The following is a 15,456-nucleotide window of genomic DNA, read 5'->3' as shown; positions in this document are numbered from 1 at the left end:
TATCGTCCGATCGACGATCTGTCTTTTATACAGGAAAAATACAGATTTATATCCAAATATGTAGTTAATAAATGTAAAAGTTTAAGGTTTCACCGCTATAGTCTTGGGTTCCTTGTTTCCATTATGACAGGTCTCGCAGGTAATGTTTTGAATAAGACCTTCATGTTCATGCTTGAAGTATTTTGCGTTGATCTTTTTCGTCATTTTCATCATTGATCGTGCGATGTCTTTTTGGTGATTGGCGTCACTGGCAAAATCTAATCCTTTTTCCCCATTCGTTTTTGGGGCATGACAATGGTTGCACTTGACACCTAGAGCGGCATTAAAGCCTTTCATTACTGCCCCTAAGTCTTCATGGGATATGTTTTTAGGAAGTACCTTTAAATTTTTGGGACCGTCAGCCTGTAGTGTGGCAGGTGCGTTTGTAAATGCACTGACTCCAAGAACCACGCTGGTAATGGCAGATAGAATAATAAGTTTCGAACGATTTATCATGGTTATTAGTTTTTGCTACAGGCAAGATAATGATTTTTTTGATATTGTCATGGTAAAGTCATGAAAATATGTTTCTGAGTTAGTAAAACATTTGATAACCGCATATTGAATTGGTTGTTAATGCGGTTTTGAAAGATCATGCTGGTTTCATAGCTTTGTGGCCTATCAACGGGGTTACATAATTAATGAAAAACAGATTCTTTACATTTTTTTTGGTCTTTTGTTCAACTGTTCAGGTATTTTCCAAGGACATCAAGCCTATAAAAAATAAAACTACTTATGACTTCTTACTGCGTCTACCAGAAGACTATTCGGAGGAGGGGGGCAAACAACCTGTTCTAATATTTCTTCACGGCAAAAGTTTGTCAGGAAATGACCTGGAGCGAGTAAAACGTTATGGTGTATTGTATGCTATGGAAAGAGGTCGGGATATTCCTGGGATTATTGTAGCGCCTCAAACAAATAATGGCTGGAATCCTGATCAGGTGATGGAGGTCATTGATTACGTTCTTTCAAACTATCAAGCAGATAGTTCTCGAGTCTATGTATGCGGTATGAGTATGGGAGCGTATGGGACGATGGATGTTGCGGGCAAGTATCCTGATCGGATCGCCGCAGCCGTTGCTATTTGTGGAGGAGGCACTGTAGGGTATGCTTGCAACTTGACACAGGTTCCATTATGGATTCAACACGGTAATCGCGATCGGGCTGTGCCGCTATCTGAATCAAAAAAAATGTTTAATGCTATTAAAAACTGTAACAAACAGGCAGATGTAACATTAACTGTGATAGCTGGAGGAACGCACGGAAGTGTCGAACGCTTGTTTCATCAAGATGAGATTTACGACTGGCTGTTCTCTTATAGAAAGCTCAAATAAAAAAGAGATGCCTTATCAGCATCTCTTTTTTATAGTATTTTTTGTGATCTTACAAGAGTCTACAAAGCATCAATTTTTTCTTGAATAGCTTTTCCTTTTTCTTCCATTTGAAGGAAATCATAAAGACCTTTCAGACCTTTTAAAGCACTTTCATTCTTAGGGTCGTTTTCTACTACCTTAAGAAAGTGAGCTTCTGCCGGTTTAATTTGTTCTTTTAGCTCATTTATTTTTGCTGTAAACTGGCTATTAGAGAGTGTTTTGTCTTCGTTTACTTTTTGAAGTTTCTCGCGGATTCCATTCATTAATACCACACCTGCATTTAGATTGGCGTCATTGTAGTTAGGGTCTATTTCAATAGCCTTTTTGTAAGCCTCATAGGCTTTGTCCGTATTATTATTTGCACTTTGTGCTATGCCTAAATAGTAATAGAGGTTTTTGTTGTTACTATCTTTGGAAATCTGGTTTTCAATTTCGCTGATAATTTTTGCCTCATTTCCAACAATAAGATTGAGTTCGATATTCTGAACTACGGCATCGTTCTCGTTAGGATATTCTTTGGCTGCCAATGCAGCATACTCTAAAGCGTTTGTTGTGTCTTTGAGCGATAAGTATAGTTTTGGCAGATCGACCATTACCGCTTTGTGTTGAGAGTAGTCCTTTTTGTCGATCAATTGTTTGTATTTATCTATACCATTGGTATAGTCATTGTTCTGTATAGCGGCTAGACCTGCGTAATACGTCAATGTCGTATCGCCTGGTACATAGCTAAGTGCCTTACTGAAAGCATCGTAAGCGGCTTTATACTCTTTTTTGTCCCAAAAACCAACCCCATGATTGAAGTTAAAGGAATATAGATTTTGTTCCGCTACGCTGATATTTGAAGCATTTTTCTTGTCTTTATCCAATTCTTTGGCTTTAACAATACCTTCTGCGGCCTTTGTCGCATTTTCTTCGCTTTTCTCGTCAACGGCTAAGCTTGCATAGATTAAGGAATAGTATGTCCATGTCTCGGCTAGATCTTTGGTCTTATCATGCTCTGAGGCAGCATCGATGGCTTCTTTTGCTGTTTTTAGGAAGGAAGTTCCCAATTGAGCTGAACCACTGCTTCTCAATTCTTCATATTTTTGAATGTTGGAAGCTGCTTTTTTCAGATTGCTAGATTGCGCAAATACAGTTGTACCTGCTGTGACCATCGCTGATAAAATTATTGCTTTTTTTAAATTCATATCTAATTCTTAATTATACTATTATTTAATTGTTTGAGAGCTGATTCAATAAAACATTTACGCGATCTAATTGATCCAGATCGTCTGCAGCCTCATAGTACATTGCCAGACCTTTGAGAGCATTAATAGCATAGGGTTGTATGCCATTAGCTTTCAATAGGTAATCCTGTGCGCTGTATTGTGCTTCAAGGTTGTTTTTATCTTTTAAAAACTGATTCAAGAAAATAAGTCCCATAGCAAGGTTTGCGTCGTAATTATTTTCATCCAGTTCTATAACTTTGACATAATACTTTCTAGCTAAGCTGATATTGCCTTCATTTTCATTTGCAAACCCCGCTAGGTACAGCAATTCTATATTTTCGGGCTCATACTTTATAGCTTCATCTATAATAGGAGTGATTGCTGCGTATCGTTCTACCATAGCATAATTTTGAATTAACAAAAAAAGAATTTTTTTGTTATCCTTGAATTTATTCCTAGCTGCTTGGACAGTATGTAGATAAAGCTCTTGTTCTTTTTTTATGTCGTATAGATTCGCTAATGCTAAGTACTTTCCAGCATCTGCATCTGTCGTTTTTATAATCTCGTTATAATAATTTATAGCTTCGTCTGTTTTTCCTGCTTGAGCAGCCAACAGTGCTAAGTTGTTCAGAACATCTTCAGATTTTGCTCCGAGTTGCTCCACTTTTAAGAAACTGTTATAAGCTTTCTCGTAATCCTTTACTTCTATAGCTTTATTTGCTTTGTAGATGTATGCGGCGGTAAGATTCTGCGTGATATAGTTGATCTCACTTTCAAAATTAATCCTGTCTTTCGGTTTTAATTTATCGATCGTCGACAAGGTAATGTCGATAGGGTCTCGGTCCGTCTTTATTTTGCGGGTAGAATCGGCGTAAGCAAGCGAACTATAGACAAGTGCCCGCAAAACATTGTTTTTTGAGGACAATGAGTCTCTTTTAGATGCAAATGTGGCATCACTGAACTTTTTTGCACTCTCCAATTGCTTGATGTCACCCGTCTGTGTATAACGAGCAAAACTGTTGGAGCCCTCCTTATAATTGGATTGGGCTACAACAGTTGTACTTAAAGTTATTAATAATAAGGAAGCTGTAATTGCTTTCATATTTTATTATTCTGTTTCTTCAGTTGCTTGATCTTCCGAGTTTTCGTTTTCAAGATTTGCTTCCGAGTCTACGTCAGCCTCTTCTTCCTCTTCCTCTCTGGCAACTTTTGTTATTGACGCTATTTCGTCTGTTTCCTTCAATGTTATTAAGCGAACTCCTTGTGTGGCACGTCCCATCACTCGAAGTGAATCTACACCGATACGTATGACGATTCCAGATTTATTAATGATCATTAAATCATCGTTGTCTGTAACTCCTTTTATAGCAACAAGCTCTCCTGTCTTTTCAGTGACATTAATAGTCTTGACGCCTTTACCACCACGATTTGTGATACGGTAATCTTCGATATCCGTACGTTTGCCATAACCTTTTTCAGATACAACGAGTACGCTAAGTTCAGAATTGTCCACACTAATCATGCCAACAACCTCATCAGTGGTTGTGTCCAAAGTAATACCACGTACACCAGTGGCCGTACGTCCCATCGGGCGGACGGTAGATTCGTTGAAGCGAATCGCTCTGCCTGAACGTAATGCCATCACGATTTCACTGGATCCGCTGGTCAGACATGCTTCAATAAGTTGGTCTCCCTCATTGATATTGATAGCATTGATTCCGTTGGCGCGAGGACGTGAATAAGCTTCCAAAGATGTTTTCTTAATAGTACCTTGTTTAGTACACATAATAATGAAGTTATTTTCAAGGTACTCTTGGTCTTTCAAGTTTTTGACTAGAATGTAGGCCTTGATTTTCTCATCCTTCGGAATGTTGATGATATTTTGTAGCGCTCTTCCGCGGGATGTTCTACTTCCTTCTGGAATTTCAAATGCACGCAGCCAGAAACAACGTCCCGCTTCTGTGAATAGTAACATATAATTATGAGCAGTAGCCGTAATGATATGTTCGGTAAAGTCTTCGTCGCGGGTATTTGAGCCAATAGCTCCTTTACCACCACGCCCTTGGCGTTTGTATTCCGATAGAGGAGTACGCTTGACATAACTATTGTGCGAGATGGTGATGACGATTTCTTCATCATCAATAAAGTCCTCCATCGTCATGTCTTCAGCAGAGTGGACAATAATAGATCTCCGCTCGTCACCGTATTTCTCTTGAATCTCTAGAAGCTCATCTTTGATGATTTTCATGCGAAGACCTTCATCGGCAAGTACTTGCTTTAAGTATTCGATTGTCTTCATTAATTCCGCATATTCTTCCTTAATCTTATCACGTTCTAGTCCCGTTAGACGGCGTAAGGTCATATCGAGAATAGCACGGGCCTGTATGTCAGAAAGACCAAAACGTTCCATCAATCCTACGCGAGCATCTTCTGGGGTTTCTGATGCCCGGATTAATTTGATGACCTCATCCAAGTGATCTAGAGCAATCAGATAGCCTTCTAATATATGAGCACGCTTTTCAGCTTCTGCGAGCTCAAATTTGGTACGGCGTACAACAACCTCGTGTCGGTGCTCTACAAATTCATGAATCATATCTTTTAGATTCATCATCATAGGGCGACCTTTGACTAGGGCTATATTGTTGACCGAAAAGGACGATTGTAAAGATGTATGCTTAAATAGATTGTTGAGGACTACGTTTGCATTGGCATCACGTTTGATTTCGTAAATGATACGTACATCACGTGTCGACTCATCACGTATTTCTGAAATACCTTCGATTTTTTTGTCATTGATAAGGTCAACTGTACGCTTGATCATATCCGCTTTGTTAACCAGGTAAGGAATTTCGGTTACGACAATAATCTCACGGCCTGACTTCGTTGTTTCAATCTCGGCTTTGGCACGCATTACAACACGACCTCTACCCGTTTCACAAGCTTCGCGTACACCGTTATAACCGTAGATAATCCCTCCTGTAGGGAAATCTGGTCCTTTGATATACTGCATGAGTTCGGGAATCTCGATATCTCTGTTGTCGATGTATGCGACGATACCACCGATTACTTCGGTAAGGTTATGTGGCGCCATATTGGTCGCCATACCCACTGCAATACCAGAAGCACCGTTGACCAATAGATTAGGAATACGGGTAGGAAGAACGGAAGGTTCTTCAAGTGAATCATCGAAGTTAAGTTGGAAGTCTACAGTATCTTTCTTAATATCAGAAAGCATTTCCTCTGCAATCTTACGTAAACGAGCCTCTGTATAACGCATCGCTGCAGGAGGGTCTCCATCTAAGGATCCGTAGTTACCTTGGCCATCTACTAAAGGGTAGCGCATGGACCAGTCTTGGGCCATACGTACCATGGCTTCGTAAACAGAAGAGTCACCATGTGGGTGGTATTTACCTAAAACATCCCCTACAATACGTGCTGACTTTTTATAAGGCTTGCCCGAGTTGACGCCGAGCTCTTCCATACCATATAATACACGCCTATGTACGGGCTTAAAGCCATCCCTTGCATCAGGGAGCGCTCTTGACACGATTACAGACATCGAATAGTCGATGTAGGCGGACTTCATCTGGTCTTCGATGTTGATTCTTACTACCCTGTCATGAGCAGGAACTAGATTATTTTCATTTTCTGTTTCTTCAGCCATATTTACGTGGTTTCTGTAAAACTAATAAAGTGCCTTTAGATGGGGCACTACGCATGCGAAGATACGATTTTTTTTTCTGAAATTATAGGCTTTAGGATGGTTTAGGAACTTTTAAAAAGGTTTAAATAGCGATTTTCAGTAATTGATATTTAGAGGTCGGCCTTTCTGGGCTTTGAGCGGATAAGTATTAATATGGAGATAAGATAGTAGGATTGAATTGTTTTTTGGTTATTGTTTGATTTTTGTAAAGATTTATTATTAAAACAGCTTATTGGTTGATTATTTGGTAATAAATAATTGTTTGTGTTATTATTAATATAAAAAAACTTGCTACATTTGTCGATAATTTCACTTATTACACACAAACAAACGAGATGAAACATAATTTTGGTGCAGGTCCTTGTATTTTGCCTCAAGAGGTATTTAAAGAGGCTTCCGAAGCGGTTTTGAATTTTAATGAGACAGGACTATCTATTTTAGAAATCTCTCACCGTTCGAAAGAGTTTGAAGCGGTCATTGTAGAGACAGAACGATTGGTTCGTGAATTGTTGAACGTACCATTGAATTACTCCATTCTATTTCTTCAGGGAGGAGCCAGTCAGCAATTTGCGATGGTACCTTTAAACCTGTTGCCTGAGGGAGGCAAAGCAGCTTATCTTGATACCGGTGTATGGGCTTCTAAAGCTGCTAAAGAAGCTAAGAATATTGGACAGGTAGATATAGTCGCGTCTTCAAGCGATAAAAATTATAATTATATTCCTAAGGGATATTCCATTCCAACAGATGCGTCCTATTTTCATTATACGTCTAATAATACGATTTATGGAACGGAAGTGTTTGACGTACCTTCAACCTCTGTGCCTATTGCCGTGGATATGTCTTCTGATATATTTAGTCGGGATATGGACGTTAGAGATTTTGATCTGATCTATGCTGGTGCACAGAAAAATATGGGACCAGCAGGATTAACCTTAGTGATTGTAAAAGATGAGATTCTGGGGAAAACGGGGCGGACCATTCCAAGTATTTTTGATTATCAACCCCACATTAAAGCCGGGTCGATGTACAATACGCCTGCAGTTTTTTCTATTTATGTCGCTATGCTTAATCTCCGCTGGTTGAAAGCTAAAGGAGGAGTAGCAGTTATTGAGCAGGAAAATATCATTAAAGCGCGTACACTGTACGATGAAATCGATCGGAACCCATTTTTCAAAGGAACAGCGGAGTTGGAAGATCGTTCGCGTATGAATGTGACCTTTGTTATGGAATCTCCGGAATTGGAAGCGGAGTTCTTGGCTCTGGCTAAAGAACGCGATTTAGTGGGGATCAAAGGACACCGTTCTGTAGGTGGATTCAGAGCTTCGATATATAATGCGTTAAGCATAAGGTCTATCAACGCTTTGGTAGATGCCATGAGAGAGTTTGAAGATAAGCACAAGTAGGGGAGAGTTATGAAGTTATAATCTAGTTATGAAGTTAGCATGATAACTAGAACACAAAAAAGCAAATAATGAGAATTTTAGCAAACGATGGGATAGATCCCATTGGTAAAAAAATATTAGAGGATGCCGGATTCGTTGTCGATACGGTGCATATTCCGCAGGACGAGTTGGTCCATAAGCTTAATGCATATGATGCAGTAACAGTACGTAGTGCTACAAAGTTGAGGAAGGAACTTTTGGACGTCTGCCCGAATATTAAGGTCATTGGTAGAGGAGGGGTTGGGATGGATAACATTGATGTTGATTACGCACGTTCTAAAGGAATTACTGTCGTGAATACACCTGCTGCTTCATCACATTCTGTTGCGGAGTTGGTATTCGCACATTTATTGAACGGGGTTCGTTTTTTGTTTGATTCAAACCGAAAAATGCCAGTAGAAGGAGCGACCAATTTTGGAGGCCTTAAAAAGGCATATGCAGCCGGAACAGAGTTAAAAGGAAAGACGCTCGGTGTGGTGGGGTTTGGACGTATAGGGAGAGCTACTGCACAGATTGCGCTGGGTATGGGGATGGATGTTGTCTATTATGATTTGTTTGATGGCCCCACGTCTTTGGTACTAAGTCTGTCTGGAGGAATAAAGGTGGATATTCCCGTGCGTCAGGTAGAGTTGAATGAATTGTTTGGCATCTCTGACTTCATATCTCTGCACGTTCCTTTTTTAGATAAAGCTGTTATAGGTAAGGAGGAATTTGCATTGCTCAAAGACGGTGTTGGTTTGGTCAATGCATCTCGTGGAGGAGTGATAGATGAATTGGAATTGGTAGCGGCATTGAACTCTGGAAAGGTAGCTTTCGCTGGATTAGATGTTTTTGAAAATGAGCCAGCTCCACGTGAAGCGCTGCTGACACATCCTAAAATATCTTTGACTCCACATATTGGGGCTGCAACGAATGAAGCTCAAGAGCGCATAGGTGAAGAACTCGCGCAACTATTGATTGAAAGTCTAAAGAAGTAAAGTTTCCGCATAATTGGATATTTGTATGCGGCACAAACCTGAACGGTGTTTGTGCCGCATTTTTTTTGCCTTGTGATACCAGTTAGGGTGTTTATATATTAGGGACTTAGATTATGATATTTTTATTTTTTTAGCACTAAAAATGATAAATTCGCATAATATTCGAGGTAAATAGGTATATTCACGCTCTAAAACAGTGTGTTTCTGTTTTTGTGGAAATTTGAGGTTCTGTATGTAGAGCTTTTTGAAATATAATATAAAGTTAAAAGTGTAATTACTCCATGAAAATTCTAAAATTCGGTGGTACTTCCGTAGGAAGTGCAGTTCGTATCAAAGGGTTGCTAGAAATCGTTGACCCTAACGAACGTCAAATTGTGGTGCTGTCTGCAGTGTCAGGCACGACCAATGCTTTAGTAGAAATCGGACAAGCTTATTTAAATAGAGATAAGCAATTGGCCAAACAGTTGATCGATACGCATAAGGATAAGTACGAGGAACTTATTAAAGAGCTCTTTACCACCGAAGAAGGGCTTAAGAAGGGTAAACAACTTATTGATCATCATTTTCATGTAATTGGAGCTTTTGCTAACAACGAAGTTTTTACACCTACAGAAGAGAAAGTGATTTTGGCACAGGGTGAATTGATGTCTACGGCTCTATGGCATTTTCATTTAGAGGAAATAGGGGTTGCTTCTGTATTGCTTCCAGCCTTAGACTTCATGAAGATCGACGAAGATAATGAACCTATTGTAGACTATATAGGAGAAAAGATCACTCCATTTATAGAACAGCATCCAGATCATAAATTATTTATTACACAAGGGTATATTTGTCGTAACTCGTTTGGTGAAATCGATAATCTGCGCAGAGGAGGCTCGGATTATACGGCATCTCTGATTGGAGCAGCTATACGTGCTGATGAAATTCAAATCTGGACAGATATTGATGGTATGCATAATAACGACCCTCGTATTGTGAAGAATACGACCCCGATTGCTCATCTTAGTTTTGATGAGGCTGCAGAACTGGCTTATTTTGGAGCGAAGATATTGCATCCGCAAAGTGTGTTTCCTGCGCAGCGGTACAATGTACCGGTCAGGCTGTTAAATACTATGGATCCTACAGCACACGGTACATTGATTTCAAAAGCAGGATGTGAAAAAGGAGTGATCCGTGCGATAGCTGCTAAAGACAATATTACAGCAATTCATATACATTCTTCAAGAATGTTGCTGGCTTATGGTTTTTTACGCAAAGTATTTGAGATATTTGAGCGTTATAAGACACCTATAGATATGATCACGACATCAGAGGTGGCTGTGTCCTTAACAATAGATGATACCAGCAATCTCTTGGAAATAATCAAAGAGGTGGAACTTTTTGGTAAAGTCGGTGTTGATGAAGGACAGACTATTGTCTGTGTAGTTGGTGATTTTGGAGCAAATACACATGGGTATGCTGCTCGTGTATTGGATGCGGTCAAACATTTGCCAGTTCGCATGATCTCTTATGGAGGTTCTGATTACAATGTGTCTATACTTTTGGATTCAAAACATAAAACTGAGGCATTGCGGTCTTTGCATAATAGATTGTTTTAATATTTAGAATAGAAAGAATGTTTGAAAATAATGATGTGTTAAATCGTTTCTCTGCGCAGGAAACACCATTTTATTACTATGATTTGAATCTGTTGAGACAGACTCTGCAAGCAGCAAAGGTAGCCGCTGATAAACGTGGATTTCATGTGCACTATGCATTGAAAGCTAATTTTAACAGTAGAATACTTGAGATTATCCAATCAATGGGATTTGGAGCAGACTGTGTAAGTGGTAATGAAGTGCAGCGATCTATAGATACAGGTTTTGCTGCAGATAAGATAACGTTTGCCGGTGTTGGTAAATCTGATAAAGAGATTATCACCGCATTAAAGCATCGTATTTTTGCTTTCAACGTGGAATCTATTCAAGAATTGGAGGTGATTAATGAATTGGCAGGTAAGCACGGTGAACGAGCAAATGTCTCTTTGCGTATCAACCCTAATGTGGATGCCAATACACATCATTATATAACGACTGGGCTTGATGAGAATAAGTTTGGCGTGCCCAATTCCGAGTTGGAAAAAGCTGCTGCTGTAATCAAGACCTGTGCTCATATTGATCTGGTAGGATTGCATTTTCATGTAGGATCCCAGATTACCGACCTTAATGTGTTCAAAAGCTTATGTGTTAAAGTGAATGAGTGGAAAAATTGGTTTGAAGAACGTGGAACTTATATTCGTATCATCAATGTAGGAGGGGGGCTCGGTGTGGATTACAATAACCCTGATGGTAATCCTATTGCTGATTTTGAAGCCTATTTTGATGTATTCGATAAGTTCTTGGAACGTAATGCACAGCAAGAGGTACATTTTGAGTTGGGACGGGCTCTTGTCGCTCAGTGTGGGACGTTGGTCAGTCGTGTATTGTATACTAAAAGTGGAGCAAAAAAGAACTTCTTGATTTTAGATGCAGGAATGACAGAACTTATGCGCCCAGCACTATACCAAGCCTACCATAAGATTGAACGAATAGGAGATCGGGGGGGAGATGTAGAGCTTAGTTATGACGTAGTGGGGCCTATCTGTGAAAGCTCGGATAGTTTTGGAAAAGAAATTATGCTCCCTGTAAGCAAAAGGGGAGATATGATTGCTATTCGTACAGCAGGTGCGTACGGAGAGGTCATGGCCTCAAATTATAATTTGAGAGATGAAATCCGGTATTTGTATTCTGAATAGGAATCTCTGATTATTAGGGAAAAGCCCTATTGGATTAATCCGATAGGGCTTTTTTGTGTAAAAAACTTTGTTTCTATTGTTTCGAAAAAGATTATTCTTTCGTTATATGCTTAAAACTTGAGGTTAATGTCTCGATTTGTGCGTCTGATTAGAAACAAAAGTAGATTTTGATTGTATTTTAAAGGTGAAACGTGCTGTAACAGAAGAATGAAAGTTAGAAACGAAAAAGAATGAACAATTAAGTAATATGAACATGAAAAAAATATCTTCCGTATTGATTTTGGCTGTAGTGCTATTGGCTAGTTGCGCCAATCCTTCTAAGGTCAAGGAAAAACAAGATCAGGTACAGCAACAGAATGAAAGCAAAACAGTAACTGTGGAATTTGTAGGAGATGGTACCATTAAGAAAGCAGAGGGTAAAGTGCGTCTCTATGCGGTGTCGGAGCTTATAGCTGATGCCCCCGCAACTTTAATTATGGAAGAGAAAATCGAGCAGTCAGCACTGCCATTTACGATTAAATTCAATCTGCCGGAGAACCATGAAAAACTGATAAAGCCAGAAGTTAGGGACGGCGAGCCTATCAAGTATTATGTAACTATTGATTGGGATTCGAACGGTGATGGACAGTCAGATGCTGGCGATATCGTGATTGATTATGATAAGAAGTTTCCGAATGTTGCAATAGGAGAGAGTACGCAGATTTTTGTCCACGAATCAAAATAGTGCAGTAGGCTAAACTAGGCGGAAATATTAAAAATAATTCAAAGAAGAAATGTATGGACAGTACATTTCTTCTTTTTTTTGAACTAAAATGTTAAGCGTATTACCAGAAACCACTACCAAGTTGCGTAACTTTGTAAGTGAACATACATCAATAGCCAGATCGTCACTGATCAGCCAATTGGTGGGGCTAGAAATAACAAAAATACATATGAGTACAAAAGAACTCAAAGTGTCTATAAAGGTGACCGTTCCCAGGTCTGTGGTAGATGAGGCTGATGGTCCCTATTTTTATAATATAGGATTTGAGAAAGAGGAATTCGTTAAGAAAAACGAGGTTGAAAATGGTATCGAAGCTTGGTTCGAAGGGTTTGAATTGGTTGCTAATGCGGATACATCTGTTGAAGAAGATATGGTGACTGCAAAACTACATTATATGGTGCTCGTAGACACTTCTAAAGGGTAGGTGGATTGTCTAGCTATGGGGCTGGACTATGTTTTTTTTACGAAACTGTCGTATAATGGTCTTTGATTTGAAGTTTACCTTTGTGTCATGGTGTTGATGGAGATGAAAAAGAGCAGTTGGAGTCCTGGTATTTTAATTTTTATGTAGATGAGTGATATAATCAATAATCTAAATATTATCCTTCGTAGGATGGAGGTCGCATGTAGAGACAGTGGACGCGATCCCAAGGAGGTGAAGTTGCTTTTAGCAACGAAAACAGTGCCTGCTGACCGTATTAAGGTAGCTCTAGAAGCCGGACAGACACTGATCGCAGAAAACAAAGTTCAAGAAATAAAAGAAAAATATGAGCCCTTGCAATCGGTGCCTCATACCAGTCATTTTATAGGGCACCTTCAGTCTAATAAAATAAAAGATATTTTAAAATATGATATTAGTTGCATCCAGTCACTTGATCGACTCGATGTTGCCGAAAAACTTCAACAGCGCCTGGTGTATGAAGGGAAAAAAATAGAGGTGCTGATTCAGGTGAATACTTCGGGGGAGGAGAGTAAATTTGGAACTCATCCAGATCAAGCAATAGACTTGGTGAGAGCCGTATCTGAATTTAGTAATATAGAGATTAAGGGACTGATGACCATTGGGCTGTTTAGCGCTGAAATTGAAAAAGTAAGACCTTGTTTTCGATTGTTAAAGGAGATACAACAAGAAGTCATAGCCCAAAATATACCCAATGTAACTATGCGAGAGTTGTCTATGGGAATGAGTGGAGATCTTGAAACTGCGATTCAAGAGGGAGCGACCATTGTTCGGGTAGGGACTGCTATTTTTGGACAGCGTATCTATGCGGATAGTTATTATTGGGACGAAACAAAAGCTTAAAGCGAATCTGTTTTATATCTTTTTATTTGTTTTCTTTTCTTAGAAATAAATGAAAGAAGCCAGCATAGAAGGAAAGTGAGGACAGTGGCTATGGAACTCGTTGATAAAATGTACAGCCAATTTACCTCAGGGTTTAGGATAGACAGTGAAGAAAAGGCTGCGATAAAATAAATTATGCTCGTTAGTAAGATTTTCATATCATTTTCTTGTCCTTTTTTAGATTGCTTGTCTTAGGTCTTCAGAGATAAGCTGTCATTATAACGTGTTGCAATGATCAGCTGCTACAGTGTCAATAATTTATTTAACGAATATCTTGTTGGAATTAAATAAACCGAATTATATTAAAGCATAAAAGCACAAGGGGTCGGCTGTACAACCGACCCCTTGTGCTTAAAATATAATGCTCTCTAGATAGCTTCAGCCTTCTCGACGACGCTTTCTTCCAAGTATTTTTCCAAACTGTCATCCATCTCGTCCATCCATGCGGTGTGGTGCGGGATGGCTTGCGTGCCATCCATTACCGATCTGTATACCTGATCTCGATAGTTTAGAATGTTGTTCTCTTTGTCTTTAAGCCAACTTTTGAACATGTCAGACACCTTATCTACATTAAAATCGGGGTAGTCTGTCATACTAATCAGTTCCTTGATATAGTCTGTCTGGAAATCAACGTGATCGGCACCCGTTTTCGTTTTTTCCTCATAGTCCATCCATTTTTTGATGTCTTTAGTACGACTGTCTTTTTCGGGAATGGCAATGCGGCCTAACATATAGTCACGTGCAAACCAAGCTTGAGTATCGAACATGTTAAATGTGTAATACTGGTCTTGCATACCGAGATAGAGTAAGCGTTCGTTGTGATTAAATACCACTCCTTTATATAAATCATCAGGATAGAGACGATTTTTTGTTTTTAGTCTCATGTTGTCCGGCAAGAAAGGAAACTTATGCTGATAGCCTGTGCATAGGATGACAGCATCAAATTCTTCAGAAGAACCATCTTTGAAGAAAGCTTTAGATCCTTCAAAATGAGTTACAAGCGATTTTTCTTTAATCCCTTCAGGCCAGTTACAACCGATCGGATTGCTTCTATAGGCTATTGTTACCGATTGGCTTCCATGCTTATAGCATTGTACACCAATATCTTCAGCCGAATAGCTGCTGCCTATAAGCAGTAAGCGTTGATCTTTGAATTGATCCGCTCCTCTAAAATCGTGCGCATGCATTACTGCTCCTGGAAAATCCTCAATCCCCTTGAAATAAGGAAAATTTGGTGTGGAGAAGTGCCCCGTACCGACAACTAAGTAGTCAAAATACTCTTCAAAAGTACGATTGTCTTTTAAGCTGTCGAAGATGACGCGGAATTGTTGCTTATCTTCTAGATAATCTACCCATCTAGCTACGGTATTAAATTGTATATAGTCACGGGCATTACTTTGGTTGATTCTCCCCTGTATATAATCAAAGAGGACCTCGCGTGGTGGATACGACGATATGGACTGTCCAAAATGTTCGGAAAATGTATAGTCCGCAAACTCTAAACACTCTTTAGGACCATTGGACCATAAGTATTTGTACATACTTCCGTGAAGGGGTTCTCCATATTTTCCTACACCAGTTCGCCAGGTGTAGTTCCACATACCGCCCCAATTATCTTGCTTTTCATAACATTTAATTTCTGGGATGGGATTACCTTTTTTCTGTTCCGATTCAAATGCTCGTAGCATAGCCAATCCACTGGGACCAGCGCCAATAATACCAACTTTAAAATTTGTCATATAATACTATTAATAATAAAAATTTAAGTCGCCCTATAACGGACAACTGTGTTCAGTTCTTTACGAAAACGAATCTTTAGATTCAAGACCATCCTAA

At 39.3% G+C, this 15,456-nt stretch carries 13 protein-coding genes; 8 read left to right on the top strand and 5 right to left on the bottom strand.

All coding sequences use genetic code 11. The annotated features are described in order from the left end of the window. Positions 1 to 81: 81 nt before the first annotated feature. Positions 82 to 495 (bottom strand): c-type cytochrome, encoded by a 414-nt coding sequence (locus M472_RS35495; protein WP_021070710.1) that lies wholly within the window; start codon positions 493 to 495, stop codon positions 82 to 84. A 185-nt stretch (positions 496 to 680) separates the two neighbouring features. Between M472_RS35495 and M472_RS35490 the strand changes: the two genes are divergently transcribed. Next, positions 681 to 1,373, top strand: coding sequence for a carboxylesterase family protein (locus tag M472_RS35490; RefSeq protein WP_021070709.1), 693 nt, complete (start codon positions 681 to 683; stop codon positions 1,371 to 1,373). Between the two features lie 59 nt (positions 1,374 to 1,432). Here the strand turns inward: M472_RS35490 and M472_RS35485 are convergent, their stop codons facing one another. From M472_RS35485 to gyrA, 3 genes are read right to left on the bottom strand one after another with little or no spacing between them, the layout of a single operon-like run. Next, positions 1,433 to 2,599 (bottom strand): tetratricopeptide repeat protein, encoded by a 1,167-nt coding sequence (locus tag M472_RS35485; protein ID WP_021070708.1) that lies wholly within the window; start codon positions 2,597 to 2,599, stop codon positions 1,433 to 1,435. 25 nt (positions 2,600 to 2,624) lie between these two features. After that, the gene (locus M472_RS35480; RefSeq protein ID WP_021070707.1) at positions 2,625 to 3,722 is read right to left on the bottom strand and encodes a tetratricopeptide repeat protein; all 1,098 of its coding nucleotides are present in this window, start codon (positions 3,720 to 3,722) and stop codon (positions 2,625 to 2,627) included. 6 nt (positions 3,723 to 3,728) lie between these two features. Beyond that, the gene (gene gyrA / locus M472_RS35475; RefSeq protein WP_021070706.1) at positions 3,729 to 6,284 is read right to left on the bottom strand and encodes a DNA gyrase subunit A; all 2,556 of its coding nucleotides are present in this window, start codon (positions 6,282 to 6,284) and stop codon (positions 3,729 to 3,731) included. Positions 6,285 to 6,658: 374 nt separating this feature from the next. Here gyrA and serC point away from each other — a divergent pair, with 374 nt between their 5' ends. The 7 genes from serC to M472_RS35440 all read left to right on the top strand — a co-directional run bounded on the left by serC (position 6,659) and on the right by M472_RS35440 (position 13,581). After that, on the top strand, positions 6,659 to 7,726 hold the full coding sequence (gene serC / locus M472_RS35470; protein ID WP_021070705.1) for a 3-phosphoserine/phosphohydroxythreonine transaminase: 1,068 nt from the start codon (positions 6,659 to 6,661) through the stop codon (positions 7,724 to 7,726). A 68-nt stretch (positions 7,727 to 7,794) separates the two neighbouring features. After that, the gene (locus tag M472_RS35465; protein ID WP_021070704.1) at positions 7,795 to 8,742 is read left to right on the top strand and encodes a D-2-hydroxyacid dehydrogenase; all 948 of its coding nucleotides are present in this window, start codon (positions 7,795 to 7,797) and stop codon (positions 8,740 to 8,742) included. A gap of 281 nt (positions 8,743 to 9,023) precedes the next feature. Beyond that, positions 9,024 to 10,340: an aspartate kinase gene (locus M472_RS35460; RefSeq protein WP_021070703.1), complete on the top strand. Its 1,317-nt coding sequence runs from the start codon at positions 9,024 to 9,026 to the stop codon at positions 10,338 to 10,340. 17 nt (positions 10,341 to 10,357) lie between these two features. Beyond that, positions 10,358 to 11,515: a diaminopimelate decarboxylase gene (lysA, locus tag M472_RS35455; RefSeq protein ID WP_021070702.1), complete on the top strand. Its 1,158-nt coding sequence runs from the start codon at positions 10,358 to 10,360 to the stop codon at positions 11,513 to 11,515. 253 nt (positions 11,516 to 11,768) lie between these two features. Beyond that, the gene (locus M472_RS35450; RefSeq protein ID WP_021070701.1) at positions 11,769 to 12,239 is read left to right on the top strand and encodes a hypothetical protein; all 471 of its coding nucleotides are present in this window, start codon (positions 11,769 to 11,771) and stop codon (positions 12,237 to 12,239) included. A 208-nt stretch (positions 12,240 to 12,447) separates the two neighbouring features. Beyond that, entirely contained in the window at positions 12,448 to 12,702 is a 255-nt protein-coding gene (locus tag M472_RS35445) for a hypothetical protein (protein ID WP_144062721.1), read from the top strand. Between the two features lie 147 nt (positions 12,703 to 12,849). Next, on the top strand, positions 12,850 to 13,581 hold the full coding sequence (locus M472_RS35440) for a YggS family pyridoxal phosphate-dependent enzyme (protein WP_021070699.1): 732 nt from the start codon (positions 12,850 to 12,852) through the stop codon (positions 13,579 to 13,581). Positions 13,582 to 13,988: 407 nt separating this feature from the next. Here M472_RS35440 and M472_RS35435 read toward each other — a convergent pair whose 3' ends face one another. Beyond that, positions 13,989 to 15,359: an NAD(P)-binding domain-containing protein gene (locus M472_RS35435; RefSeq protein ID WP_021070698.1), complete on the bottom strand. Its 1,371-nt coding sequence runs from the start codon at positions 15,357 to 15,359 to the stop codon at positions 13,989 to 13,991. Between the last annotated feature and the right edge of the window lie 97 nt (positions 15,360 to 15,456).

This window comes from Sphingobacterium paucimobilis HER1398 (assembly GCF_000416985.1).
In the GTDB taxonomy this organism is placed as follows: domain Bacteria; phylum Bacteroidota; class Bacteroidia; order Sphingobacteriales; family Sphingobacteriaceae; genus Sphingobacterium; species Sphingobacterium paucimobilis.
Note: the sequence above shows the minus strand (reverse complement) of the source record. Positions and strands in the feature narration are given on the sequence as shown.